The organism is Streptomyces sp. TG1A-8 (assembly GCF_030499535.1).
Taxonomy (GTDB): Bacteria; Actinomycetota; Actinomycetes; order Streptomycetales; family Streptomycetaceae; genus Streptomyces.
This window is the reverse complement of the sequence record NZ_JASTLB010000001.1, coordinates 6,255,073-6,279,451: the sequence shown is the minus strand read 5'-3', so window position 1 is coordinate 6,279,451 and position 24,379 is coordinate 6,255,073. Positions and strand designations below refer to the sequence as shown.

Annotated in this window: 18 protein-coding genes; 9 read left to right on the top strand and 9 right to left on the bottom strand. The window is 73.7% G+C overall.

The window, feature by feature from the left end; genetic code table 11:
- Positions 1-1,718: 1,718 nt before the first annotated feature.
- Positions 1,719-3,278: a prenyltransferase/squalene oxidase repeat-containing protein gene (locus QQY24_RS27720; RefSeq protein WP_301975437.1), complete on the top strand. Its 1,560-nt coding sequence runs from the start codon at positions 1,719-1,721 to the stop codon at positions 3,276-3,278.
- A gap of 517 nt (positions 3,279-3,795) precedes the next feature.
- On the opposite strand, the gene QQY24_RS27715 is transcribed toward QQY24_RS27720, so the two are convergent.
- From QQY24_RS27715 to QQY24_RS27690, 6 genes are all read right to left on the bottom strand, one after another.
- Positions 3,796-5,772, bottom strand: a complete 1,977-nt coding sequence (locus QQY24_RS27715) for a GAF domain-containing protein (protein ID WP_301975436.1) — start codon at positions 5,770-5,772, stop codon at positions 3,796-3,798.
- Positions 5,773-5,848: 76 nt separating this feature from the next.
- Positions 5,849-6,670 carry a 3-hydroxybutyrate dehydrogenase gene (locus tag QQY24_RS27710; protein ID WP_301975435.1) on the bottom strand — a complete coding sequence of 274 codons (822 nt, stop codon included), beginning with the start codon at positions 6,668-6,670 and terminating at the stop codon, positions 5,849-5,851.
- A 54-nt stretch (positions 6,671-6,724) separates the two neighbouring features.
- Entirely contained in the window at positions 6,725-7,204 is a 480-nt protein-coding gene (locus tag QQY24_RS27705) for an NUDIX domain-containing protein (protein WP_301975434.1), read from the bottom strand.
- Positions 7,205-7,270: 66 nt separating this feature from the next.
- Positions 7,271-8,881: an apolipoprotein N-acyltransferase gene (gene lnt, locus QQY24_RS27700; protein ID WP_301975433.1), complete on the bottom strand. Its 1,611-nt coding sequence runs from the start codon at positions 8,879-8,881 to the stop codon at positions 7,271-7,273.
- 191 nt (positions 8,882-9,072) lie between these two features.
- Positions 9,073-9,618: a hypothetical protein gene (locus QQY24_RS27695; RefSeq protein WP_301975432.1), complete on the bottom strand. Its 546-nt coding sequence runs from the start codon at positions 9,616-9,618 to the stop codon at positions 9,073-9,075.
- 105 nt (positions 9,619-9,723) lie between these two features.
- A complete protein-coding gene (locus QQY24_RS27690) occupies positions 9,724-10,509 on the bottom strand; it encodes a glutamate racemase (RefSeq protein WP_301975431.1) in 786 nt (261 codons plus the stop codon).
- Positions 10,510-10,567: 58 nt separating this feature from the next.
- Between QQY24_RS27690 and QQY24_RS27685 the strand changes: the two genes are divergently transcribed.
- Positions 10,568-11,743 carry a glycosyltransferase gene (locus QQY24_RS27685; RefSeq protein ID WP_301975430.1) on the top strand — a complete coding sequence of 392 codons (1,176 nt, stop codon included), beginning with the start codon at positions 10,568-10,570 and terminating at the stop codon, positions 11,741-11,743.
- A 12-nt stretch (positions 11,744-11,755) separates the two neighbouring features.
- On the opposite strand, the gene QQY24_RS27680 is transcribed toward QQY24_RS27685, so the two are convergent.
- A complete protein-coding gene (locus QQY24_RS27680) occupies positions 11,756-13,099 on the bottom strand; it encodes a TerD family protein (RefSeq protein ID WP_301976372.1) in 1,344 nt (447 codons plus the stop codon).
- A 293-nt stretch (positions 13,100-13,392) separates the two neighbouring features.
- Here QQY24_RS27680 and QQY24_RS27675 point away from each other — a divergent pair, with 293 nt between their 5' ends.
- The 4 genes from QQY24_RS27675 (at position 13,393) to QQY24_RS27660 (ending at position 18,107) form a co-directional block, all read left to right on the top strand.
- Positions 13,393-13,827 carry a DUF6643 family protein gene (locus QQY24_RS27675; protein ID WP_301975429.1) on the top strand — a complete coding sequence of 145 codons (435 nt, stop codon included), beginning with the start codon at positions 13,393-13,395 and terminating at the stop codon, positions 13,825-13,827.
- Between the two features lie 42 nt (positions 13,828-13,869).
- On the top strand, positions 13,870-14,694 hold the full coding sequence (locus QQY24_RS27670; protein ID WP_301975428.1) for an MOSC domain-containing protein: 825 nt from the start codon (positions 13,870-13,872) through the stop codon (positions 14,692-14,694).
- A 179-nt stretch (positions 14,695-14,873) separates the two neighbouring features.
- Entirely contained in the window at positions 14,874-15,479 is a 606-nt protein-coding gene (locus QQY24_RS27665) for a hypothetical protein (RefSeq protein WP_301975427.1), read from the top strand.
- Positions 15,480-15,668: 189 nt separating this feature from the next.
- Positions 15,669-18,107 (top strand): right-handed parallel beta-helix repeat-containing protein, encoded by a 2,439-nt coding sequence (locus QQY24_RS27660; protein WP_301975426.1) that lies wholly within the window; start codon positions 15,669-15,671, stop codon positions 18,105-18,107.
- 24 nt (positions 18,108-18,131) lie between these two features.
- On the opposite strand, the gene QQY24_RS27655 is transcribed toward QQY24_RS27660, so the two are convergent.
- Complete coding sequence (locus tag QQY24_RS27655; protein WP_301975425.1) at positions 18,132-20,471, bottom strand: hypothetical protein; 2,340 nt, start codon at positions 20,469-20,471, stop codon at positions 18,132-18,134.
- 306 nt (positions 20,472-20,777) lie between these two features.
- Here QQY24_RS27655 and QQY24_RS27650 point away from each other — a divergent pair, with 306 nt between their 5' ends.
- On the top strand, positions 20,778-21,644 hold the full coding sequence (locus tag QQY24_RS27650; protein ID WP_301975424.1) for a DeoR/GlpR family DNA-binding transcription regulator: 867 nt from the start codon (positions 20,778-20,780) through the stop codon (positions 21,642-21,644).
- 81 nt (positions 21,645-21,725) lie between these two features.
- Here QQY24_RS27650 and QQY24_RS27645 read toward each other — a convergent pair whose 3' ends face one another.
- Entirely contained in the window at positions 21,726-22,850 is a 1,125-nt protein-coding gene (locus QQY24_RS27645) for a PLP-dependent cysteine synthase family protein (protein ID WP_301975423.1), read from the bottom strand.
- Positions 22,851-23,178: 328 nt separating this feature from the next.
- Here QQY24_RS27645 and QQY24_RS27640 point away from each other — a divergent pair, with 328 nt between their 5' ends.
- Complete coding sequence (locus QQY24_RS27640) at positions 23,179-23,502, top strand: hypothetical protein (RefSeq protein ID WP_301975422.1); 324 nt, start codon at positions 23,179-23,181, stop codon at positions 23,500-23,502.
- Positions 23,503-23,709: 207 nt separating this feature from the next.
- Positions 23,710-24,297, top strand: a complete 588-nt coding sequence (locus QQY24_RS27635; protein WP_301975421.1) for an ATP-binding protein — start codon at positions 23,710-23,712, stop codon at positions 24,295-24,297.
- Positions 24,298-24,379 lie beyond the last annotated feature (82 nt).

Here is a 24,379-nt window from a genome sequence, read left to right as displayed (position 1 = left end):
CCCGCCTCGACGCCTTCACCTGGCTACACCGCTACAACACCCAACTCCGCCACCCGAACCGCGTAACCCGCGTCCAGGCCCACTGGCCCGTTCACAAACCGACTTCCGTTGCCCGTACACGCGGCCGCTGAATCATTTCAACATCAGGCCATCTTCAACACGCTGGGGCACACGAGTCGAGGCGACTTCGCTGCCATGCATCCCCAGAACATATGACCTGGTTCCTGAGCGCCCACACAGTGCGCGGGAACAACGGCCGGAATACACACCTCACGCGCTTTCGGCTGTACTGGAACGACCATGGAGGCTGCCGATGAGGGGCCGGACTCCGGGGATCGTGAGGTGCGGCGCTGCGACTGGTCGTACCGGACGGCGATCGGCGAAGGAGGGTCGGTGACGGTGCTCTTCAGGATGACGGCGGCAGCGACCGAGCGGAGACTGGTGCTGGCAGCGGGGCCAGTGGAAGATTCGCTTAGGCTTACCACCGCCGTGATGACTCTGAGCGGTGGACGTCCGGTTCTGGACGGTAGGCGTTTCGGCCAGGCCGGTACTGCCAGCGCCGGGCGCAGGACCTGTGCACGGTGCCGGTCGCTCACTCCCGCTGGCTGCAGGCTGGACAGACGGGAAAGCTCCGCCAGCGTGTCCTCGTCCCTTCAGCCGTTCTCCCATCGGTCGTTCCGGCGCCGGGCTCTACCGTCGGCGTCCTTGTCCTGTGGCGTTAGCCCGAGGTTGGCGGCACTGGGCCGTCGGCCGAGCCTGCGCGAAAGGGTCTCGGCGGTCAACTCGGGCACCGGAGGCCGCGGCGCGGCGCCGCTCCGCTCAGCCAATGCGACGCCGACGATCGGTCGTACCGCAGGAACAGGACGTTTTTCAGGCTCTGCGGTATTCACCGACGCGGCCCGCTACCGAGACGTCCATCTCGTCTCGGTCACCAAACTCACGGAGCACGTCGTTGGGCGGCGTGCGTGCCTCACCAGTGCCCCAAGCACCCGGGTGATCGCCCAAGTCATCTCTTGATTGCGGTGCCCGAGGCCACCGGGACCAGTCCGCTCTGACTGGATCCGGCCAGTATGGCGACTGGCCTTGCTAAAACAGTGACCTCCATCAAGGCGCATCCGGAGCTTCTTCGGTCTGGAAGGCTGCTACGGGCAAAGCCCACTATTAACTTGGCCGGAAGCGACCTCTACGCCGAAAGGATCGGCGACACGTGAGCTGTTTAACACGCCTCAATTTTCAACGTATCCCGGCGGTTGATGGGGTTCTTCCCTGCCCGTACAGGGCGATGACGTGAAGTGAACAGAGGCTTACAACCGCTATCGAATCTTCCGCTATTTCCCGGAGTGTGCCCCGGTGGAGGTGATTTGGATGCCATTGAGCGTACCGGCGACAGCTCTCAGCTCGGACGGTCCGCTCGGCGGCCGCGTTCCTGGCGCAGTCCAGGAGCCCGAGTACCGAGCGGTGATCGGTGAGCTGCCCGCAGAGTTGCGGCACATCGCCGGGCACCACGCGTGCTGGTGGGGCACCGACGGCAGGCCGTGCAGTCGTGCGGAGGGGGCGATATGACCGGGCCCTGTCCCTGTCTCCTTGAGCACCGGCAAGGGCCAGATCTTCAATGCGCAGTCAGGTCATCGCCACGGGCCTCGAATCGGGCATCGGCGCCCTGCCCGACGAGGCGCTGAAACTCACCTCGGGCCACTTAAGAGAGGATGCTGCGAATCGTGGGGACCGTGTTCTCGTCCGCCCAAACACCGATTTCGACGAAACTGACCGATGCCGCCGCAGGGGCGCTGGACCGGGCCGTCGCTTATGCGATCGGCGAGGCCAAGGACGGATCCTGCTGGGTTCAACCGTCCGAGCCCCGGATCCTGGAGACCGCTGTCGTCGCGTCCGCGGTCGCACGAGATCTCGGCCCCTGTAGACCCGTTGAACGGGCCCGGCGATGGATCGCCGACGCGGACCCGCAAGACCACGATCCCCTCGTGCACGCCGCGGATCTGTGGCTACGGGATGCGGCGCTCAACACGGCTGCCCCGGACGCCACCGAGCTCATCGGCCGCGGTGGATCCGGTGTCCACGGCCGGCGCGCGCTTTATCTGCAGGCCGTCGCGACGGCCGTGGGCGCCGCCGGCTCGGAGCCAGCCAACCTGCTGGCCAAGGCACGAGCCGGACTGGGCTCTGATGACGGGCAGTCACTCAAACCGTGGCAACGGACGGTGTTGCATGCAGCCGTCTTGATAGCCAGCCGTGCCCTAGGCGACGCACCGCTACCGAGCGACTTGAGTGCGCTGCACAGAGCACAGTTGCCTGACGGCTCCTTCCACCACATGCCGATGATCACTGGCCTCGCCTACCACGCACTGATCTCGGCGGCGCCGTACGGCACCGCCACCGCGCGATGCCGCGACCGGGTGCTTGCCGATCAACACCCCGACGGGACGTGGCGTTTCCTGACCAGCGACATCTGGGACACCGCCTTGATGGTGCGCTGCCTGCGCGGACATAAAGCATTCGACACCACTGTGCTGGCCGGTGCGCTTGGTCATCTCGAGCGATCACAGAACCGCGACGGGGGTTGGGGCTGCGCCCAGGGTTTTGCGTCCGACAACGACTCGGTGGGAAGCACACTGCTGGCGCTGGCCGAGACCGGGCACGGGCTGCGGACCTGGCCTGGGGCCGCGCGTTACGCCCGCCAGCAACAGACCCCGGAGGGGTGGTGGACAACCTGGCTGTCCAGCGATGACATGCCCGCCCAAGACGTCGCGGCGCACATGATCTGTGGCATCCTGGCGCATCGCCGGACCCCCGCCGAGGTCATGACCGATGCAGCGCAACGCTGGCTGCGCGCCGAATACAAATCGCATGGCGGCTGGCGCGCCGACTGGTACATCCCCGAGGCTTACGCCGTCGCCGAGATAGGCCCGGCCGTCGGCTGGGATACCGCCGAAAGCCGCGGCGCACTGAGGGCGCTGCTGAGAGCGCAGCACGCCGACGGTGGCTGGCCCGGGCTCCCGGGCGCCGTGGACTCCAGCCCCGCCGCGACCGGGCTGGCTGTCACCGCGCTGATGGCCGGCGACGTGCCAGCCGAATCTGCTCTCGAACGCGCCACCCGGTTCCTGATCGACACCCAGGATTACGCGGGTACCTGGGTGGACGCCCCGATCATGTTCGGGCCGCGCCCGTTCCTGACGCCCACAGGGGTTCAGGTCCACGCCCTGGCCGCGCGCGGCCTGCGCGACCTGTTGGGCCGGACCCGAAGGTTCCGGACAGGCACTCAATAGCGTAGCTACCAGGGCTGCCCTCTTCGGCCCGCCGGGCCCCGAGTCTGTCGGCCGGCCGTCGTCGGCGCCCGAGCTATGTCCACCTCGTGTACTGCGGGTCGGTGGTCGTCGTGCGCCTGGCTGCCGGCCGACCGGGCTCCGCGTACGGCGAGACGGAATCGTTCGAGCCCGCGCCGCCCGCGAGCTGGACCGGCCTTCGGGGGTAGGCCGATCAGGGGTCAGGCGCTGACTTCAGAATCACCAGCCCGCGGAGCGGCGTGACCCTGGGCTGCCTGCCCGGAGGCGGCAGCGGCACTGGCACCATCGAGTGGACCACCGTGGACGGCTGCCGGCTGCTCGAGCACGGTCAACCTGACGATCGACGAGTCATCAAAGAACAGGGCTTTGGGGACGGAACTCAGCATTCGGGACCCATCACCCTGTTACCGTCATCGACCACGTGGCAACACGTGAGAACCGTCCGCAGAACCCGTGTCTGCCCCCGTGCCCCCACCCGCCTGGTGCCGCGGTGCGGGGGTCAGGGCCGGCCCGGCGCCGTCAGCAGATGCAGTTTGAGGGCCAGTTGGATCTCCAGGGCGCGGGACGGGGTCTGCCAGTCCTCACCGAGCAGCCGGCCCACGCGCTCCAGCCGCTGGGCCACGGTGTTCACGTGCACGTGCAGGGCGTCCTTGGTGCGGGCCGGACTCATTCCGCCGGCGAAGTACGCCTCCAGGGTGCGCAGCAGTTCCGTACCGCGCCGTTCGTCGTACGCCAGGACCGGGCCGATGGTGCGGTCGACGAAGCCGCCGACGTCGCGTTCGCCCGCGAGCAGCAGCCCGAGGAAGCCGAAGTCCTCGGCCGCCGCGCCGTCTCCGCGGCGACCGAGCAGGTGCAGGGCCTCCAGGCAGCGGCGGCCCTCCGCGTAGGCGGCGGCCACGGTGCCGGGGTCGGCGGCGATGCCGGTGACGGGGGACGAGGCGCCGACGGTGACCGGCTGGTGGACGGCCGTTCCCAGGTGGCGCGCGGTGCGGCGGGCCAGGTCCGTGGCGGTGTCGCCGGTGCCGAGGGGCAGCAGCAGGACCGTGCCGCCGTCGCGGGCGGCGGCCAGGCCGTGCCCGGTGGCGGCGAGGTGGGAGGCGGCGGACCACAGGCGGCGGCGGGCGGCGGCCTCCTCCTCGGCGTCGGCCACCGCCCCGTCGAGGCGGGCCGCCAGGACGACGTGCGTGGCGTCCAGGTCGGCGTGGAGACGGGCGGCGCGTTCGCGCAGCGGGCGCGGATCGCGGTCGCGGACGTCCAGCAGGTCGTCCAGCAGCTCGCCACGGACGCGCTGTTCCGCCTCGGCGGCGGACCGGCGGGCGAGCAGGAGCAGCGAGGTGACCATCGCCGCGCGCTCCAGGGTGCGCTGGTCCACCGGGTCCAGGTCCGGGTGCCCGCGCAGCACCAGCGCCCCGAGCAGTTCACCGCCCGCGGTCACCGCGGCGGTCCAGTCGTCCCCGTGCCGTACGGCGTGCCCGTCGGCGCGGGACGCCCCCAGCGCCTCCGCCGGTGCCGCGCCGGTCCCGGCGAACACGACGGTGCCGCCGAGCACCTCGGAGACGGCCGCGGCCACGTCGTGCACGCCACCGCCGCGCAGGACGAGTTCGGCGAGCCGGTCGTGCACGTCGGAGGCGCGTTCGATGACGGCGCTGCGGTCCCGGATGATCTCGTTGGCGCGCTCCAGCCCGGCCAGGGCCGAGCGGGTCTCGGTGAGCAGGTTGGCGGTGTCGATGGCGGCCGCGGCGAGCGCGGCGAAGGAGCCGAGCAGGGCGATCTGCCCGCGTTCGAAGACGCGGGCGCGCCGGTCCGCCGCGTAGAGGACCCCGATGACGTGCGGGCCGAGCGTCAGCGGCACGCCGAGGATGGCGACCAGGCCCTCGTCGCGGACGCCCCCGTCGATGTTCGGGGTGTGCTGGAAGCGGTCGTCCGCGAAGTAGTCGTCGGTGACGTAGGGCCGCGAGGTCTGGGCGACCAGTCCGCCGAGCCCCTCCCCCATGCCGAGGCGCAATTGCTGGAAGCGGGCGGAGACGGAGCCCTCCGTCACGCGCATGTAGGTGTCGCCGTGCGCCGGGTCGTTCAGGCTGAGGTAGGCGACGTCCGTGCCGAGCAGGGAACGGGCGCGCTGCACGATCGCCTGCAGGACGGCGTCCAGGTCCCTGAGGCCGGCCAGGTCGTGGGCGGTCTCGAAGAGCGCGGACAGCTCCGCCTCGCGGCGCCGCCGCCCCTCCAGTTCCGAGCGGACGCGCAGCGCGAGGAGCTTGGCGCGCTCCAGCGCGGCGATCCGGTCGGCCGGCCGGCCCTCGGCGCGGGCCAGCAGCACCGGCTGCTCGTACGCCTCCGCGGAGGCGTCGCGGGCCAGCAGGGCGAGGTACGGGGCCTCCGCACCGCCGTCGCGGACCGCGGGGGCGGCCTCCGTGACGGCCTGCGTGGCGCCCCCGGTGACGGGGCGCCCGGGTGACTGGGCGTTATCGCGGGACATGGTCACAGGATTCCGCATCGGCCGCCCGGCCCGTCAGGCCTGTAGAAAACTCCCGGGCCCGGCGGGACCGGCCGGCTCAGTGGGCGGTCCACCCGCCGTCGAGCACCAGCGAGGTGCCCGTGACGAAGGACGCCTGCGGGCCGCACAGGTAGGCCACGGCCCCGGCGACCTCCTCCGGTTCGATGAGCCGCTGGACGGCGCTGTCCTTGAGCAGGATCTCGGACAGGACGCGCTCCTCGGCGATGCCGTGCGCCTGCGCCTGGTCCGCGATCTGCTTCTCGACCAGTGGCGTACGCACATAGGCCGGGTTCACACAATTGGAGGTGACGCCGTGGGGGGCGCCCTCCAGGGCAGCCGTTTTGGAGAGCCCCTCCAGACCGTGTTTGGCGGACACGTACGCCGACTTGAAGGCGGAAGCGCGCAGCCCATGCACGGAGGACACATTGACGATCCGGCCCCACCCCTGCGCATACATGTGCGGCAGGGCACCGCGGATGAGCCGGAACGGTGCCTCCAGCATCACGGTCAGCACGGTGTGGAAGACCTCGGGCGGAAACTCCTCCAGCGGGCGCACCAGCTGCAGTCCGGCGTTGTTGACCAGGACGTCGGTGCCGGCGGCGGCGCGCTCGGCGGCGTCGAGGTCCGTGAGGTCGAGGGCGAGCGGGACGACCGTGCCCGCGAGGTCCCCTCCCCGCCGGGCGAGTTCCACCAGCTCGGCGAGGCCCGCCGCGTCCCGGTCGACCGCTCTGACCTCCGCCCCGGCGGCCGCGAGCCGCAGCGCGCAGGCGCGGCCGATGCCACTGGCGGCACCGGTGACGAGGGCGGTGCGACCGCCGAGGTCGAGGGAGAGGGGCGGGACCGGAGGCGGGGAGCCGGGCAGCGGACTGGACGTGGTCATGCGTCGACCCTAAGCAGAACCCACCCCTCATCACATGTGGTGACCACCCATAGTTCAGCCAATGGCCGTGGGCTCGAACCATGTGGGTGCTTCGGCGAGGGCCTGCTTGATCCGGAACCGCGCGAACTCGTGCAGATCAGGCAGGGCGTCCACCGCGAACCAGCCGACCTCGAGCGACTCGTCGTCGTTGACCCGTGCCTCGCCGCCCACGGCCCTGCAGCGGAAGGTGATGTCCATGTACTGGCAGACGTCCTCGTTGGCGTAGGTGACCGGGGCCAGGGCCTGGACGAGGACCACCCGCTCGGGAACGCAGCGCACCGCCGTCTCCTCGAAGACCTCCCGCACGGCGCAGGCCGCGGGCTGCTCGCCCGGGTCCGGGATGCCACCGATCGCCGACCACCTGCCGGTGTCGGAGCGCCGGCCGAGGAGCACCCGGCCCCCGTCGTCGAAGACGATCGCGGTGACCCCGGGGAGCCACAGCAGCTGGTGGCCGGCGGAGACCCTGAGCGCGCGGATGAAATCGGGAGTAGCCATGGGCCGACCCTAACGGGCCGGTGCGCGGCCTCCACCGCTGTTCAGGGGCGTACGGCGGTCGTACGGCTACGCGCCACCGGCGCGCCGGGCCCGCGTCCCGGACCCGACCGCCCAGCCCAGCCCGCCCGCGGCGACCAGCACCAGGGCCATCTCGGGCAGGATGCCCAGCCGGGTCGCGGGCGTCTCGGAGGTGCGCAGCGGCACCTTCTGGACGAGGTAGGCGGGCACGAACATGCCGGTCTTCCGGGTGACCTCCCCGTCCGGCATGATGACCGCGCTGACGCCGCTGGTGACGGGTACGGTCACGGTGCGGCTGTGCTCGACGGCACGGACGCGGGACATGGCGAGCTGCTGGTAGGTCATCTCGCTGCGGTCGAACGTGGCGTTGTTGCTCGGCACGGAGATCATCTCGGCGCCGTGCGTGACGGTGTCCCGCACCGCCCAGTCGAAGGCGGCCTCGTAGCAGGTGGCCAGGCCGACCTCGGTGCCGTGGATGTCGAAGACGCCCGGCCTGCCGCCCCGGCTGAAGTCCTGGCGGACCATGCCGGTCCATTCGTCGTTGATCGCGCCGATCAGGGAGCGCAGCGGGAGGTACTCCCCGAACGGCTGGATCTGCCGCTTGTCGTAGGTCTGGGTCGGGCCCTTGACCGGGTCCCACAGGATCTGCTCGTTGAGCAGCCTGCCGTCCTTCTCGACGACCGCGCCGACGGAGATGGGCACGCCGATCGCCTTGGCCGTGTCGTCGATCACGGTGGCGGCGTCGGGGTTGGCGAAGGGGTCGATGTCCGAGGAGTTCTCGGGCCACAGCACGTAGTCGGGCCTGGCGGTCCTGCCGGCCCTGACGTCGGCGGCGAGCTTGAGCGTCTCGCGCGCGTGGTAGTCCAGTACGGCCCGGCGCTGGGCGTTGAACTCCAATCCGGAGCGCGGCACGTTGCCCTGGATCACCGCGACGGTCGCGGTGCCGTCCTCGGCCCGGTCGCTCACCAGCGCCCGGGCCGCGACCGCGCCCACGACGGGGACGGCGACGCTGAGCACCGCGGCGGTCGCGGCCGACCGCCGGACGGCCCGCGCACCGCGCCGCCCGGCGACCAGGCGGCCGGCCTCGTACAGGCCGAAGCCGCACAGGACGACCCCGAAGCCGAGCACCGGGGTGCCGCCCACCGCGGCGAGCGGCAGGAAGACGCCGTCGGCCTGCCCGAAGGCGACCTTGCCCCAGGGGAAGCCCCGGAAGGGCACACGTGCCCGCAGCGCCTCTCCGGCGATCCAGACGGCCGCCGCCCACAGCGGCCAGGCCGGCAGCCGGGAGACGGCGGCGATGCCCGCGCCGACCAGGGCGACGAAGACCGCCTCGACGGCGACCAGCGCGAGCCAGGGCCCGGAACCGACCTCCACGCCGGTCCACACCAGCAGCGGCAGCAGGAAACCGAGTCCGAAGAGGTAGCCGAGGCCGAGGGCGGCCTTCCAGCCCCGGCCGTGCAGCACCCAGGCGAAGCCGGCGAAGGCGGGCAGGGCCAGCCACCACAGGGTGCGCGGCGGGAAGCTGACGTAGAGCAGCACTCCGCAGAGCGCGGAGGCGGCGGCCGGGACCCACCGGAGCAGCCGGCTGCCCCGCGCGGTCGGCGCGGTGGACGGTCCGACCCGGCCGGAGGGGTCCACGGAGGTTGCGGTGACGGTCACCCGGGGAGTCTACGGCGGGTGACCTGGGGCCCGACAGCGACGCCGGTCGGGCCGCGCCCGCCCGGGTGCCGCCGTACCGGGGTCACGGCGTCCGCGGGCGGCTCGTCCGCGAGCGGGCGCCGGCGCCTCCGGTGGGCCCGGTCCTCAGCGGTTGCGGCCGGTTCTCCCGGTGCGCGGGGCGCGCGGTGGTGTCAGCGGGTGGTGCCGGGTCCGGTCGTCCGCAGCCGGGCCCTGATGACCCGGACGGCCGACTCGGCGTTGTCCACGGTGATCGTGAACGTGTGGCCGTCCCCCAGTCTCAGCACGATGCCCTCGCCGCGGCGGACCACGACGGCCGTGCCCTTCTCGGGGCGCCAGCGGTAGCCCCAGCCGCCCCAGTGGCGCGGCGTGACGAGCGGGGTGAAGTCGGCGCCGACGACCTCGGAGAGCGGGATGCGGCGGCGCGGCACTCCGATGTGGCCGCAGCGCACCTCCAGGCACTCCTTGTCGAGCGTGAGGTCGACGTGCACGAACGCCAGCGTGCCGAAGAGGACCAGCAGGCCGGCGGCGATGCAGCCCACGACGGACATCGCCAGGGGGGTGACGCCGGACGTCCAGGCCGAGTCCACCGCCAGTTGGACACCGAGCGCCACGCAGGCCGCGCCGGCCAGCGCCAGCAGCCACTGCACCCGGTTGGTGGCCCGCCCGGTCCAGACGTCGGGGTGCGGGGTGTCCTCGGTGCGGGGATGCTCCCTCATGCTTACGAGGTTACTCACGATCGGCTGCGCGGGTACCGGTCGCGGGGCGCGGCTGGTCCGGGTGGCGGCACCCTCCGGGGAGCCCGCCGGGCCCGGGTCCCTGCGTCAGTGGACCGGGCTGACCGCCTGGAGGAAACGTCCCTCGTCGTAGGCCAGGGCGGTGGGCGGGAGCACCGACCCGCGCCCGCTGAGCAGCACGGTGAGGGTGGCGTCGGCGCCGGCCCGCGGTGCCGGTTCCGCGCCGATCCGGCGCAGCGCCTGGGCGGCCACCGCGTCCGCGGAGCCGTGCAGGACGAGCGGCGGGCGGTCCGGTCGCTGGACGGCCGCCCGGATGCGCTCGGCGACCAGTTCGTAGTTGGTGCAGCCGAGGACGAGGGTGGTCACGTCGGCGGGGGTGCGGGCGGCGGCGGCCGCGACGGCGGCGTCGATGGCGGCGTCGTCCGCGTGGTGGACCGCGTCCGCGAGCCCCGGGCAGGGCACCTCGGTGACGGCCACGTCCTGTGCGAACCGGCGTATCAGGTCGCGCTGGTAGGCGCTGCCCGTGGTGGCGGGGGTCGCCCAGATCGCCACGGGTCCGCCGCCCGCCGCCGCCGGCTTGATCGCCGGCACGGTGCCGATGAGCGGCAGGTCCGGCTCGAAGCGGGCCCGCATCACCGTCAGGGCGTGCACGGAGGCGGTGTTGCAGGCGACGATCAGGACGTCGGGGCCGTGCGCGGCGGCGGCCTCGGCCACGGCGACGGCCCGCCGGGTGATGTCCTCGGGCGTGCGCGGTCCCCAGGGCATGCCGTCCGGGTCCCACGAGAGCACGAGATCCGCGTCGGGACGCAGCCGGCGTACCGCGGCGGCTGCGGGCAGGAGGCCGATTCCGGAGTCCATGAGCGCGATCTTCACCCGGTCACGATAGACGATGGGCCCTCGCGCCCCGGCCCGGTGGGGCAGACTGCAGCCCGTGAGCGCCCTCGTGTGGACCACCGCCGTCTCCCTCGCCGCCTGGTGCTGGCTGCTGCTGTGCCGGGGCTTCTTCTGGCGCGCGGACGTGCGCCTGCCGCAGCGTGCGGAGCCCGGTGAGTGGCCGTCGGTCTGTGTGGTCGTCCCGGCCCGGGACGAGGCCGCGGTGCTGCCCGCGAGCCTGCCGTCGCTGCTCGCGCAGGACTATCCGGGGCGGGCGGAGGTCTTCCTCGTGGACGACGGCAGTGCGGACGGCACCGGGGAGCTGGCCCGCGAGCTGGCCGGGCGCCACGGCGGGCTGCCGCTCACGGTGGACTCGCCCGGCGAGCCGCCCGCGGGCTGGACGGGCAAGCTGTGGGCGGTGCGGCACGGCATCGGCCTGGCAGGCGCGCGCGGCCCCGAGTACCTGCTGCTGACGGACGCGGACATCGCGCACGCGCCGGACAGCCTGCGCTCCCTGGTGGCGGCGGCCCGCGCGGGCGGTTACGACGTCGTGTCGCAGATGGCGCGGCTGCGGGCGGACAGCCCGTGGGAGCGGCTCGTGGTCCCGGCGTTCGTCTACTTCTTCGCCCAGCTGTACCCCTTCCGGTGGATCGGCCGCAGGGGGGCGCGGACGGCCGCCGCGGCGGGCGGCTGCGTGCTGCTGCGCGCGGACACGGCGCGGCGGGCGCGCATCCCGGACGCCATCCGGCACGCGGTCATCGACGACGTCGCCCTCGCGCGCGCGGTGAAGGCCGCCGGCGGCCACGTGTGGCTGGGGCTGGCGGACCGGGTGGACAGCGTCCGCCCGTATCCACGGCTGCACGACCTGTGGCGGATGGTCTCCCGCAGCGCCTACGCCCAGCTGCGCCACAATCCGCTGCTGCTCCTCGGCACGGTCGCCGGGCTGGCGCTGGTGTACCTGGTGCCGCCGGTGGCGGTGGCCGCGGGCGCGCTCGCGGGCGACGGGGCGGCGGCGGCCGCCGGCGGCGCGGCGTGGGCGGTGATGGCGGCGACGTACCTGCCGATGCTCCGCTACTACCGGCAGCCGCGGTGGCTCGCGCCCCTGCTGCCGTTCACCGCGTTCCTCTACCTGCTGATGACGGTCGATTCCGCCGTGCAGCACTACCGGGGGCGCGGCGCGGCCTGGAAGGGCCGCACGTACGCGCGTCCCGGGACGGTGCCCGACGAGGGCTGAGCGCCCGGCGGGCTACTTGCGGCCGGGTGTCCAGTCCATGCCCCATCCGTAGGCGCGGTCCACGGTCCGCTGCGGGCTCGTGCCGCGTTCCGGCACCAGGTAGCGGGCCTCGCGCCGGACGAGGAGGTCGCCGCCGGTGTTGGTGATCAGGGCGAGCGCGCACACCGGGGAGGGGACCGTGCACTCGTCCAGCGAGAAGTCGATGGGGGCGCCGTGCTGGGGCTGGAGGGTGACCGTGGCGTGCAGGTCGGCGAAGGACGTGGCGCCCTCGTAGAGGGTGACGAAGACCAGGATGCGCCGGAAGTCCCGCGTGTGGTCGAGGTTGATGGTGAGGTTCTCGCCTTGGGCCACGGCACCGGTGCGGTCGTCGCCGTCGAGGTGGATGTACGGCGGCCGGTCCAGCGAACCGAAGGCGTTGCCGAGTGCCTGGACGACGCCCTTGCGGCCGTCGGTGAGTTCGTACAGCGCGCACAGGTCGAGGTCGACGCCCCCCGGTCCGGAGCCCCACCGGCCGGCCCAGCCCGGGAACCGCTTGCGGGTCTGCCAGTTGAGGTTGACCCGCATGGCCCCGGAGGTGCCGCCCTGTTTGGCCAGCGAGACGGAGGGGGCCGCCTTGGTGAGGGTGACCTTGGAGAGGCGGACCGGGGACGCGGCGGGCGGGGGCGGGGGTGCGGCGGGCGTTCCCGCGGGCGCGGGCGGGGGTGTCGCGGCGGTCGGGGATGCCGTCGTGCCGGGCGGGGCCGCGGCCGGGGGCGGCATCGTCACGGGCGGCGGGACGGGGGGTGCGGCGGGGGGCCGGGGCGGGGCGGCGGGGGCGGCCGGCGGGGCGGCGTGCTGCGGTTCGTCGACGCTGATGCCGAAGTCCGTGGCCAGGCCCTGGAGTCCGCTGCCGTAGCCCTGGCCGACGGCGCGGAACTTCCAGCCGCCCTGCCGGCGGTAGAACTCGCCGAGCACGAAGGCCGTCTCCACGCTCGCGCCGGGACTGTCGAAGCGGGCGGCCACCTCACCGGTGGCGGCGTCGGTGACCTCGATGGAGAGGTCCGGCACCTGCCCGAACGTGCCGCCGTCGGCGGAGGCCGCGAGGACGACGCGCTCGATGCCGCCCTCCACGCGCGCGAGGTCCACCACGAGGGTGTCGGTGACGCGTCCGTCCACGGTGCGCTTGCCCTCGTGGCGGACCGCGCCCGAGGGGTGCGCGGGCTGGTTGTAGAAGACGAAGTCCTCGTCGGAGCGGACCTTTCCGTCCGCGAGCAGCAGGGCCGAGGCGTCCGCGTCGGGCACCCCGGGGCCGGAGCTCCAGCCCAGCCCGACGCGCAGGGCCGTGGCCGGCACCGGCGTGTTCGATCCCTTCTGCATGGACATGTAAGCCCCTTCGCCTCCGCGTCCCGGGTGCCCCCGGCCGCCTCGCGTCATCGTTACCCGCTCAACCTATTGCCGGACACGGCGAACCCTCCGCAGCGGCACAGGAAGATCGCCGGTCAACCACCGGTAACCCCGTAGGAACTAGGCCTTTGCACGATCCAAACGTCGATCGATGTCCTTTTTTGTCAAGTTCGCTCGGGTTAGGGGTCCCAAGGCACCGCCGACACGGAAAACAACCCTCTTATCGGTCTCCCCAACCAGCACATCGTGGGCTTAACTTATGTGCCATGACCTCCCCCCGCTCCACTTATGGCGGCGGCTACTACTCCGCCTCCTTCCCGGACACTCCGATCTACGACTCCCTCGTGGCCGAGCGGGGCACCCCGCAGATCGCTCCGATCCGGGTCCCCGCCGCCTACGACACGGGCAGCAGCCTGCCCGCCCTGCCGTCGGCACTGCCCGCCCTCCCGGCGGCCCCGCCCCACCAGGCCCCCGCCTACGGCTACCCGCAGAGCCAGCAGTCCGCCCCGCTGCAGCAGGCGCCCGCGGCGTACATTCCGCAGCAGGCGAGCGCCCCGCGCGGCTACCCCGGCCCCCAGGCCCCGCAGCCGCGCCAGATGGCGACGGGCACGGGCTACGAGGCCATGCGTCCCGCCGCGCCGCGGCCCCCGCAGGCCCCCTACCAGGACCCGTACAACAACCAGCAGTACCGCGGTTACTGAGCCGCGTGTCCCGCTGCCGGCACCGGCTGGCAGGATGACGACATGGGGAACGCAGTGCTGCAGTCGATCCACGTCCATCCGGTCAAGGCGTTCCGGGGCCTCGCGCCCCGGGAGGCCGTGGTGGAGCCCTGGGGCCTGGCCGGAGACCGCCGCTGGACGCTAATCGGCAACGGGGGAAAGGTCGTCACACAACGCGAGCAGCCGCGCCTCGCGCTGGCCGCCGCCGAGGCTCTGCCCGGCGGCGGCGTTCGTCTGTCCGCGCCGGGCCGCGAGCCGCTGGCGGTGCCGGTCCCGGAGGTCACGGCGACGGTACCGGTGGAGATCTTCGGCACGAAGGTGGAGGCGGTCCCGGCCGCGGCGGCCGCCCACGAGTGGTGCAGCGCGTACCTCGGGACCGGCGTCCACCTGGTCCACCTGCACGATCCGGCCACCCGCCGTCCGGTCGACCCCGCGTACGCGCTGCCGGGCGAGACGGTGAGCTTCGCCGACGGCTATCCCCTGCTGCTCACCACGGCCGCGTCCCTGGATGCCCTGAACGCCCTCGTCTCCCGCGGCGATCACGCCGCCGAGGGCCCGCTGCCCATGAACCGTTTCCGGCCGAACGTGGTCGTCGCGGGCACCGAGCCGTGGGCCGAGGACCACTGGACGCGGCTCGCCATAGGCGAGGTCGTCTTCCGCGTCGCCAAGGCGTCCGGGCGGTGCGTCGTGACCACGACCGACCAGGACACCGCCGTGCGCGGCCGCGAACCGCTGCGCACGCTGGCGCGGCACCGCGCGGTGGGCGGGCGGCTGCTGTTCGGCCAGAACCTGGTGCCGCTCTCGCCGGGGACCATCCGCGTCGGGGACCCCGTGCGGGTGCCGGCGTAGCGGACCGGGGGCCCGGCTCCCGGACGGGCGCGGCGGCCGGGAACCGCCCTGCGGGTTCCGGTCGTTGGGACAGTGGGAAATTGCCGGGAGACCCGGTCGGCGTGGTGCCGCGCTCCGGTGGCCCGGACCGGGCGGGCGGCCCCGCCCGGGTCGTCGCGGAGCGGAAGGGGGTGGGACGGGTGCGAGCGATCAGCGGCCTGTGGCGCTGGCGGCGCAATCCGCTGTGCCGCGCGACGGACGTGGCCGAGGCGTGGGCGGCCCTGGTGGCCCTCGTACTGATCGCCGTGGCCGCGCCCGTGATCGGCGTCCTGGTCGGCACGGCGGCCCAGGACTCCCTGCAGCGCTCCGTGCGGGAGCAGCGGCACTCCCGCCATCTCGTCACGGCCACCGTGGTGCGCGAACTGGGCGGCGCTCCGCTGGAGACCGACCCGGACACCAGCACCGCGCACGAGGCCCGCAGTCGGGTCCTGGCCCACTGGACGGCACCGGACGGCACGCGGCGGCGCGGACCGGTCCTGGCGCGCGCCAAGCACCCCCGCCCGGGTGAGCGCTTCAAGGTCTGGACCGATCCGCACGGGCGAATAACGACCCGCCCCCTGAACTCCCCGACGGCGACGACGCACGCGGTGCTCGCCGGCCTCGGCGCCACCCTGGCGGCCGCCGGACTGGTCGACGGGGTCCGGCGTCTGGTCCTGTGGCGGATGGTCCGCCGCAGGTACGCGCGTTGGGACCAGGCGTGGGACCGGGCGGGCCCGGACTGGGGCAAGGCGGGCACCGGCTGCTGACGGCCTTCCGGCTCTGGTCAACCCACCGTCCGCGCGCACGCTACGGTGGACCGGCCGAAGCGCTTTCGGCCCCGCCGGCGACCCGCGCGAGCGAGCCGCCGGGGCCGTGGCGCCCCGATGGCGGACGAGCCGCCGGAAGAGCCGTCGGCACAGGCCAGCAGTACGACGAGGTGGGGGCACAGCAACGCCATGGCACAGGGCACGGTCCAGGTGACGCACACCGGTACATCGCGGTGGCGGCGCCGCACGGGTGAGTACGCGTCGCTCGCCGCCGCCCTGGAGGCCGCCGCCGACGGTGACGTCCTCACCATCGCCCCGGGGACCTACCGGGAGAACCTCGTCGTGCAGCGGGCGGTGACCCTGCGCGGCCCCGAGGGCGCTCCGGGCTCGGTGCGGATCGCGCCCGCGGACGGGGTGCCGCTGACCGTGCGGGCCTCGGCCGTGGTGCAGGACCTGCACGTGGAGGGGCAGGACGCGGCGGCACCCGCGCTGCTGGTCGAGGAGGGCACGCCCGAGCTGACGGACGTGCGGATCGTCACCCGGTCGGCCTCGGGCATCGAGGTGCGGGGCGGGGCGCGCCCGACCGTGCGGCGCTGCTCCGTCGACAACCCCGCCGGCATCGGCATCGCCGTGCTCGACGGGGCGGGCGGGGTCTTCGAGGACTGCGAGGTCGTCGCGGCCGGGCAGGCCGGCGTGGCGGTCCGCGGCGGCGCCCACCCCCGGCTGGAGCGCTGCCGGGTGCACCACGCCTCCGGCACCGGGCTGACCGCGACGGGGGAGAACTCCGCGCTGGAGGCGGTCGGTTGCGAGGTGTACGAGGTCCGGGGATCCGGGGTGCAGGTGACGCAGCGGGGCACCGCGCACCTGACGGACTGCGACGTGCACCGCACCACGGCCGACGGGGTCACGCTGGACACGGACGCGGTCCTCACGCTCGCCGACTGCCGCATCCACGACATCCCGGAGAACGCGGTCGACCTGCGCTCCCGCTCGGTGCTCACGCTGACGCGGACGACGGTCCGTCAGTTCGGGCGCAACGGCCTGTCGGTGTGGGACCCGGGCACGCGGGTGGACGCCAACCAGTGCGAGATCTTCGACAGCACCGGTGACTACCCGGCGGTGTGGGTGAGCGACGGCGCCACCGCGGTGCTCGACTCCTGCCGGGTGCACGACGTGCCGGACGCGCTGTTCGTGCTGGACCGCGGCTCGCGGGCCGACGTCGTGGACAGCGATCTGTCGCAGGTGCGCAACACCGCCGTGTCGGTGAGCGACGGCGCCACCGCGCAGCTCGACGACTGCCGGATCCGGGAGGCGGCCACCGGCGCCTGGTTCCGCGACCACGGCAGCGGGGGAACGCTCAACAACTGCACCCTGGACGGCACCCAGACCGGCGTGATCGTCACCAAGGGCGCCGACCCGCTCATCGAGCGGTGCACGGTCGACTCCCCCGCCGAGGCGGGCTTCTACGTGTCCGCCGGGGGCCGGGGCAGCTTCCTGGACTGCCGGGTCAGCGGGAGCGGCGGCTACGGCTTCCACGTGATCGACGGTTGCCGCACGACACTGCGGAAGTGCCGTACGGAGCGGTGCGCGCGCGGGGGGTACGAGTTCGCCGACGCGGGGCCGGACGGCGGGGCCGGGACGGGACCGGTCGTGGAGGACTGCACCAGCGACGAGAGCGGCGGCCCGAGGTCCCCGGTGGCCCGCGAGGCGGCGGTGCAGACGGTGCCGCCGTCCGGAGGGCTGCTCGGTTCGCTCCCCGGACAGCGGACCCCGGGCCCGGTGCCGCTGGTCCCGGCGCCCGGACCGGAGCAGCCGGCCCGCACGCCGAAGGACGTGCTCGGCGAACTCGACGCGCTGGTCGGACTGGAGAGCGTCAAGCGCGAGGTGCGGGCGCTGACCGACATGATCGAGGTGGGCCGGCGCCGGCAGCGGGCGGGGCTGAAGGCGGCCTCGGTGAAGCGGCACCTGGTCTTCACCGGCTCCCCCGGCACCGGCAAGACGACGGTCGCCCGGCTGTACGGCGAGATCCTCGCCTCCCTCGGGGTGCTGGAGAAGGGGCACCTGGTGGAGGTGTCCCGGGTGGACCTGGTCGGCGAGCACATCGGCTCGACCGCGATCCGCACCCAGGAGGCGTTCGAACGGGCGCGCGGCGGGGTGCTGTTCATCGACGAGGCGTACGCGCTGTCCCCGGAGGACGCCGGACGGGACTTCGGCAAGGAGGCCATCGACACGCTGGTGAAGCTGATGGAGGACCACCGGGACGCGGTGGTGGTCATCGTCGCCGGCTACACGGCCGAGATGGAGCGCTTCCTGTCGGTGAACCCGGGTGTGGCCTCGCGCTTCTCCCGGACGATCACCTTCGGCGACTACGGCCCGGAGGAACTGCTGAGGATCGTGGAGCAGCAGGCCGACGAGCACGAGTACCGGCTGGCGCCGGGCGCGGCCGAGGGCTTGCTGAAGTACTTCACGGCGCTCCCGAAGGGCCCGGCGTTCGGCAACGGCCGTACCGCGCGCCAGACGTTCGAGGCGATGGTGGAGCGGCACGCGAGCCGGGTCGCCCAGCTGGCCGACCCCAGCACCGACGACCTGTCCCTGCTGTACGCGGAGGACCTGCCGGAGCTGCCCTGAGCGCCGGGCGCGCCACGGGCCGCGTCAGGCCGGCGGTGCCTGCGGGTCCGGGCGCGGTCCCGGTACGTCCGGGTGCAGCCGGGACAGCAGGACGGAGCGTTCCCGGGCGAAGGCCGGGTCGGCCTGGTAGTCGGAGTGGCCGAGGATCGGTGCGGGCAGCGGGTGTTCGGGGGTGCGGCCGTAGCTCAGGGGGTCCTTCAGCGGCGGGTGGTCGACGTCCGGGCAGCCCTCGTCGTCCGGTACGCGGACCGGGCCGCCGATGGGGTCGGTCAGGCGGTGGAGGTTGCGCCAGCAGTCGACGTCGCGGTGCAGGGCGGCCAGTGCGGGCGGGCCGAAGTGGGCGGGGAACCAGCGGCCGTACAGGCGCTCCAGCGGCGAGCCGTAGGTGAGCAGGGCGACCCGCTTGCGGACGGCCGGGGTCAGCTGCCAGGCGGCGGCCGCGGCCAGGACGCTGCCCTGGGAGTGGCCGGACAGGACCATGCGGCCCCCGGTGCGCCGGGTCCAGGTGGCCATCCGCCAGGTGAGGTCGGGGACGGCGCGCTCGGCGTAGCAGGGCGGGGCGAAGGGGTGGGCGGCGCGCGGCCAGAAGGTGCCGACGTCCCACAGGATGCCGATGGTGCGCCGGGCGGAGGCGTCCCTGTAGGCGCGCCGGGCCCAGGTGACGAAGAGCAGGAAGCCGAGCCCGACCAGCCAGGAGCCGAGCGCCTGTGAGGCCTCGGCCGCCGCCCTGACGACGTGGTGCGCCGGCCGGGCCGCCCCGTCGGGGGTCTTCCCGGTGAGCAGGGCGCCGGCCAGCGCGGCGGCGCCCAGCACCAGGGTGGTGGCGCACAGCACGGCGACGATCAGCGGGGCCCGGTCGGTGAGGGCGGCCATGGCCCGGGCGTGCGCGACGGCGCGGGTGCGGGCCGGTTCCTCGGGCTCGCCGGGGTGCTCCCGGCGCACCCGGTCGCGTTCGGCGCGGGCGAGCCGCGCGGTGCCCCGGGCCAGCCAGGCGGCCAGTGCGAGCAGCACCGCGAGGAGCACCGGCAGCACGGACGCCTGCCAGGTCAGCAGGACCGGCGGCCCGGCGAGGCCGGAGCGGGTGCCGTCCAGCCAGTCGGCGACGCGCTGCGCGATCCCGCCGGACATCACCCCGCCCAGCGCGCAGGCGAGCAGTGCCACGGCGGGGCCGCCGAGGCCGCGGATGGCCGTGCGCGGGTCGGGACGGCGGCGGTACAGGTCGTGGGCGACGACGGCGAGGACGACCACGAGCAGCCCCTGAGCGAGCATCAGGGCGCCGAAGGCCGGGTCCCCGGGCAGGCGTCCGGCGGAGTGCCAGCCCGGCCTCGACCAGCCGGCGTAGAGCAGCGTGAGCAGCAGCAGGGCCAGGGAGCCGAGCGGCAGGCCGCGTACGAGACGGCGGTCGATCCCCCGGTCGAGGCGGTTCTCGCTGCGGCCCCGGCGGCAGACCACCGCCACCGCGACGGCCGCCGTGCCGAGCAGGGCCGCGGCGAGGAGGTCGCCGAGGAGGTCCAGGGCCGGCGGGCCGCCGGGCCGGTGGTCGAAACGGACCGCGGGCAGGGCGACGGCGGCGGCGACCGTCAGCAGGCCGGCCGCGGTGTGCGCCGCGCGCAGCCGGGCCACCAGGCGGCGCCCGTACCAGAAGCCGGGCCGGGCGAGGGCGCTGGCCTCGTCCGCCGGCTCGGGCGCGCGGGACATCGGCTGGTGGGACTCGTAGGCGCTCCAGGTGCGGTGCGAGAGGTACCAGAGCAGGCCGGTGAGCGCGGTGGGCACCAGGGCGGCGAGGGCGAGCCGGCGGCCGGGCGGGGTCCACCAGGCGCCGCCGGACGCGGCGGGCGAGAGGAAGGACAGCCAGGAATGGCGGCTCGCGCAGGCGGCCGCCCCCGCGCACTGCCAGGCCACCAGGTCGAGGGCGACCTCGCAGACGGCGGCCACCAGCAGCGTGGTCAGGGTGAGGGCGGTCAGGCGGACGAGGAGGCCGTAGAGCCGGACGGTGCGTCTGCGGCCGCGGGCGGCGGGACGCATCCAGTGGGCGAGGTTGACGACCATGAAGGGCAGCAGCAACAGCCACAGGGCGCGGGTGCCGTCGCCGGAGGTCAGGTTGCACCAGACGTAGGCCTCCTGCACGGGTTCCCGCCGGGACCGTGCCCCGGAGGGGGCGTCCCCGGCGTCCCCGGCGCGCCGGAAGACGGCGGCGGTGCCGTCACCGGTGATCCGGACCGTGCGCGGGTCGCCGAGCATCTTCTCCGGAGTGGTGCCGCCGACTCCGTGCACCAGGAGTTCCATCCGGCTCTCCGCGCCGACGGCCCGGGTGCCGGGGCCGTCCGGCTTCCGTTCGGTGCTGCGTTCCCGTGCACGTTCCACTGTTCTCGCACTTCCCCCGTGACGCACCCGACGGCTTGTGTCCGTGCGGGCATCAGGATCTCCGTTTCCGGGGCTCCTCACACCTCCCGCCACCGAATCCGCCCGATCCGGACGGGAAACGGCCGGGGATGGTGGTGTCCGCAGGCGTCCGTAGGGCGTGCACGCGTCGTGACAGGCGGTGGCGCGGCCGGTGCCGACCCGTGAAAGGATGGGAGTCCCGCGCGTCTGAGGCCGACCGGCACGTCCAGGCCGGAGCGGGCGCGGCGGGTGGGTCGGACGACGGGCGGCGAAAGGACCGGAGCGCACGTGAGTGAGAATCAGAACCTCCTCGCGGAGCAGCGCCGCGCCCTGATCCTGGACGAGGTCCGGCGCCGGGGCGGCGTCCGGGTCAACGAACTGACCCGCAAGCTCGGGGTGTCGGACATGACGGTGCGCCGTGACCTGGACGCGCTCGCCCGCCAGGGGGTCCTGGAGAAGGTGCACGGCGGGGCGGTGCCCGTGGTGGAGGCCAGCAGCCACGAGCCGGGTTTCGAGGCCAAGTCGGGTCTGGAGCTGTCCGCCAAGGAGGACATCGCGCGCGCCGCCGCGCGGCTGGTCACGCCGGGCACGGCGATCGCGCTGTCCGGTGGCACGACGACGTACGCGCTCGCGCAGCACCTGCTGGAGGTGCCCGACCTGACCGTGGTGACGAACTCGGTGCGGGTCGCGGACGTCTTCCACGCGGCGCAGCGCGCCACCGGTCAGCGCCAGGGCGCGGCCACGGTGGTGCTGACCGGCGGGGTGCGCACCCCGTCCGACTCGCTGGTGGGCCCGGTGGCCGACCGGGCGATCGCCGCCCTCCACTTCGACCTGCTGTTCCTCGGGGTGCACGGCATATCGGCCGAGGCCGGCCTGTCCACGCCGAACCTCGCGGAGGCCGAGACCAACCGCCGGCTGGTGCAGTCGGCGCGGCGGGTCGTGGTGGTCGCCGACCACACCAAGTGGGGCACCGTGGGTCTGAGCTCGTTCGCCGCGCTGGAGCAGGTGGACACCCTGGTGACCGACGCGGGACTGCCGGCCGAGGCGCGGGCGGAGGTCTCCGAGCGCCTGCGGCGGCTGGTGGTGGCGGGTGAAACGGACGAACCAGACGAACCGGACGACGAGGAGGAGGGCACGGCGGGTACGGACGCCTGACCCCGTGTCAGCCGGGTCCGCGTCGTGATCACCGGACCGGCGGTCCGGGCACGGCGCGGGCCGTGTCACCGGGCGTACGGCTCAGTGGGTCCACACGCCCGTCGCCAGCAGGGAGTCGACGGCCGCGGCGTACGGGGTGATGTCCAGGGCCTGCTCCTCCAGCCAGGCGTCCGAGTAGTACTTGTCGAGGTAGCGGTCGCCCGGGTCGCACAGCAGGGTGACGACGCTGCCCGTGCGGCCCGCGGCCACCATCTCGGAGACGATCTTCAGCGCGCTCCACAGGCCGGTTCCCGTGGAGCCGCCCGCCCTGCGGCCGATGGCCCGCTCCAGTGCGCGGACGGCGGCCACGCTGGCCGCGTCCGGAACCTTCATCATCCGGTCGATCGCGCCGGGCACGAAGCTCGGTTCCATGCGGGGCCGGCCGATGCCCTCGATGCGGGAGCCGCAGTCGCAGGTGACGTCCGGATCACCGGTGGTCCAGCCCTCGAAGAAACAGGAGTTCTCCGGGTCGGCGACGCAGATGCGGGTGTCGTACTGCATGTAGTGCACATAGCGCGCGAGGGTCGCCGAGGTGCCGCCGGTGCCGGCCGTGGCGACGATCCACGCGGGTTCCGGGAACCGCTCCAGTTCCAGCTGGCGGAAGATGGATTCGGCGATGTTGTTGTTGCCGCGCCAGTCGGTGGCCCGCTCGGCGTAGGTGAACTGGTCCATGTAATGGCCGCCGGTCTCCGCCGCCAGGCGGGCGGACTCCTCGTACATCCGGCGGGGGTCGTTCACGAAATGGCACCGGCCGCCGTGGAACTCGATCAGCCGGATCTTCTCGGCGCTGGTCGTGCGCGGCATGACGGCGATGAACGGGACGCCGATCAGCTTGGCGAAGTAGGCCTCGGAGACGGCCGTCGAGCCGCTGGACGCCTCGATGACCGGGGCGCCCGGCCGGATCCAGCCGTTGCACAGGCCGTAGAGGAACAGGGAGCGGGCGAGCCGGTGCTTGAGGCTGCCGGTGGGGTGCGTCGACTCGTCCTTGAGGTAGAGGTCGATGCCCCAGCTCTCGGGCAGCGGGAAGCGCAGCAGATGCGTGTCCGCCGAGCGGTTGGCGTCGGCCTGGACCTTGCGGACGGCTTCTTTCAGCCAGTCCCGGTGGGCGGCGTCGCTGCGGTCGACGTCGAGGGTGGCGCCGGACCGGTTCTGCGGGGTGGTGCGCACGGCGGTGCTCTCCTTCTGCTGGGTGCCGACGGCGCCTCACACGGTCGACCCCTCGATCATAGGCAGCCATTGCACCGCTTCCCACCTGCATAAACGTATCTTTGGGGCAGTCAAAGGCGCACTGGGGCACAGCCGTGCGGGATGTGCGGGGGCCACGTTGGCCCGAGTACTCCGCGCGCCGGTCCTCCGCCCCCCGCGCGTACTGGTGCTCCTCGCGGCATCGCGGCAGACTGCACCGCACGGGGCGAACGTCCCGGACGGGGCGAACATCCCGGACGGGGCGTGCACGGGAACCGGAACGAACGGACGAACAAGGGGGCGGCGAGGGATGGCGGAGCCGGAGTTCACGGCCACGGGCGTGCGGATCGGCAGGCGGCTGCGCTCGCTCACCCGGGCCGGGCAGGTCCGGATCAGCGGCGGCCGACTGGAGCTGCTCACCAGCTACGGCAGTGAGATCGACAGCGCGCCGGTGCAGGCCGTGCGCGCCTCCAAACCCTGGTTCGTCCCGGACGACCGGGCCCTGGCCGACCTCAACGGCAACCGCTACCTGCTGACCCTCGGCGAGCACGATCCGGCTCCAGGTGAGCCGGGGCCGCCCGCGGCACGCCGGTTCGTCGAGGCGGTGCGCCGGGCGGCCGGACGGGGTGACTGAGCCGCACCGGCGCGCGGCGAGTTGCGGGAGCCCACCCGCTGCGCCACGCTGGTCTCACGTCACTCTGGGTTTACCGGCGATAACGCTGCGAACCAGCCCGCCGGCCACGACAGCAGGCGGACGTTTGGACGCAAGCACCCTGCTGGATCCGTTGTTCTCCGTGTTCCTCCGGTTCCTCCGGACCTCATGCATCGGGGAGTCGCAGCTGTGATCACTCATCCAAGCAGGCACTGCACGGTGGAGCTCCAAGCTCTGCCGTCGCGGATCGGCCAGGTCCGCAGAATCGTATCTGCGCAGTTGCGCTACTGGCACCTGGACCCGTTGATAGACCGCGCCGCCCTCGGTGTCACCGAGCTGCTGAGCAACGTCCACCGGCACGCGCGGCCCGACAAGTCGTGCACCGTCGAGCTGGAGCTGCTCCTGGACCGGCTCACCGTCTCCGTGCGCGACCGCGATCCGCGCCTCCCGGTGCCGGCCGACCTCCCCGGGGCGGCCGACATCGCCCCCCTGGCCACCTGCGGACGGGGTCTGGCGATGGTGGCCGCGATGAGCGAGAGCTGGGGCGCGCGTCCCGACGGGGACGACGGCAAGGTCGTGTGGTTCACGCTGCCCGCGCCGTCCGTGACCCGCCCGCACCCGTCCCGCTCGCCACGCCTCACGGCCGGGCAGCAGCCCGCGCCCCGGATCGTCACCGACGTGCAGCCGGCTCCGCTGGCCGCCTCCGCCGCGGCCCCCGCGGTGGCGCACGCCTCCGCCGCGGCCCCCGCTCCCGCCCGGTCGGCCGTCCCCGGCTGACCGGGCGGTGGCCTCCGGGAGACGGCGCACGGGCGGCGGACCGCGGTGCACCCGTCGCCCGTACGCCGTCCGGTGGCGGACG

Coding starts and splice junctions, on each gene's coding strand:
- QQY24_RS27715 (WP_301975436.1), bottom strand. CDS start 5,772: ATGTCCCGCGATAACGCCCAGTCACCCGGGCGCCCCGTCACCGGGGGC.
- QQY24_RS27710 (WP_301975435.1), bottom strand. CDS start 6,670: ATGACCACGTCCAGTCCGCTGCCCGGCTCCCCGCCTCCGGTCCCGCCC.
- QQY24_RS27705 (WP_301975434.1), bottom strand. CDS start 7,204: ATGGCTACTCCCGATTTCATCCGCGCGCTCAGGGTCTCCGCCGGCCAC.
- QQY24_RS27695 (WP_301975432.1), bottom strand. CDS start 9,618: ATGAGGGAGCATCCCCGCACCGAGGACACCCCGCACCCCGACGTCTGG.
- QQY24_RS27680 (WP_301976372.1), bottom strand. CDS start 13,099: ATGCAGAAGGGATCGAACACGCCGGTGCCGGCCACGGCCCTGCGCGTC.
- QQY24_RS27675 (WP_301975429.1), top strand. CDS start 13,393: ATGACCTCCCCCCGCTCCACTTATGGCGGCGGCTACTACTCCGCCTCC.
- QQY24_RS27670 (WP_301975428.1), top strand. CDS start 13,870: ATGGGGAACGCAGTGCTGCAGTCGATCCACGTCCATCCGGTCAAGGCG.
- QQY24_RS27660 (WP_301975426.1), top strand. CDS start 15,669: ATGGCACAGGGCACGGTCCAGGTGACGCACACCGGTACATCGCGGTGG.
- QQY24_RS27640 (WP_301975422.1), top strand. CDS start 23,179: ATGGCGGAGCCGGAGTTCACGGCCACGGGCGTGCGGATCGGCAGGCGG.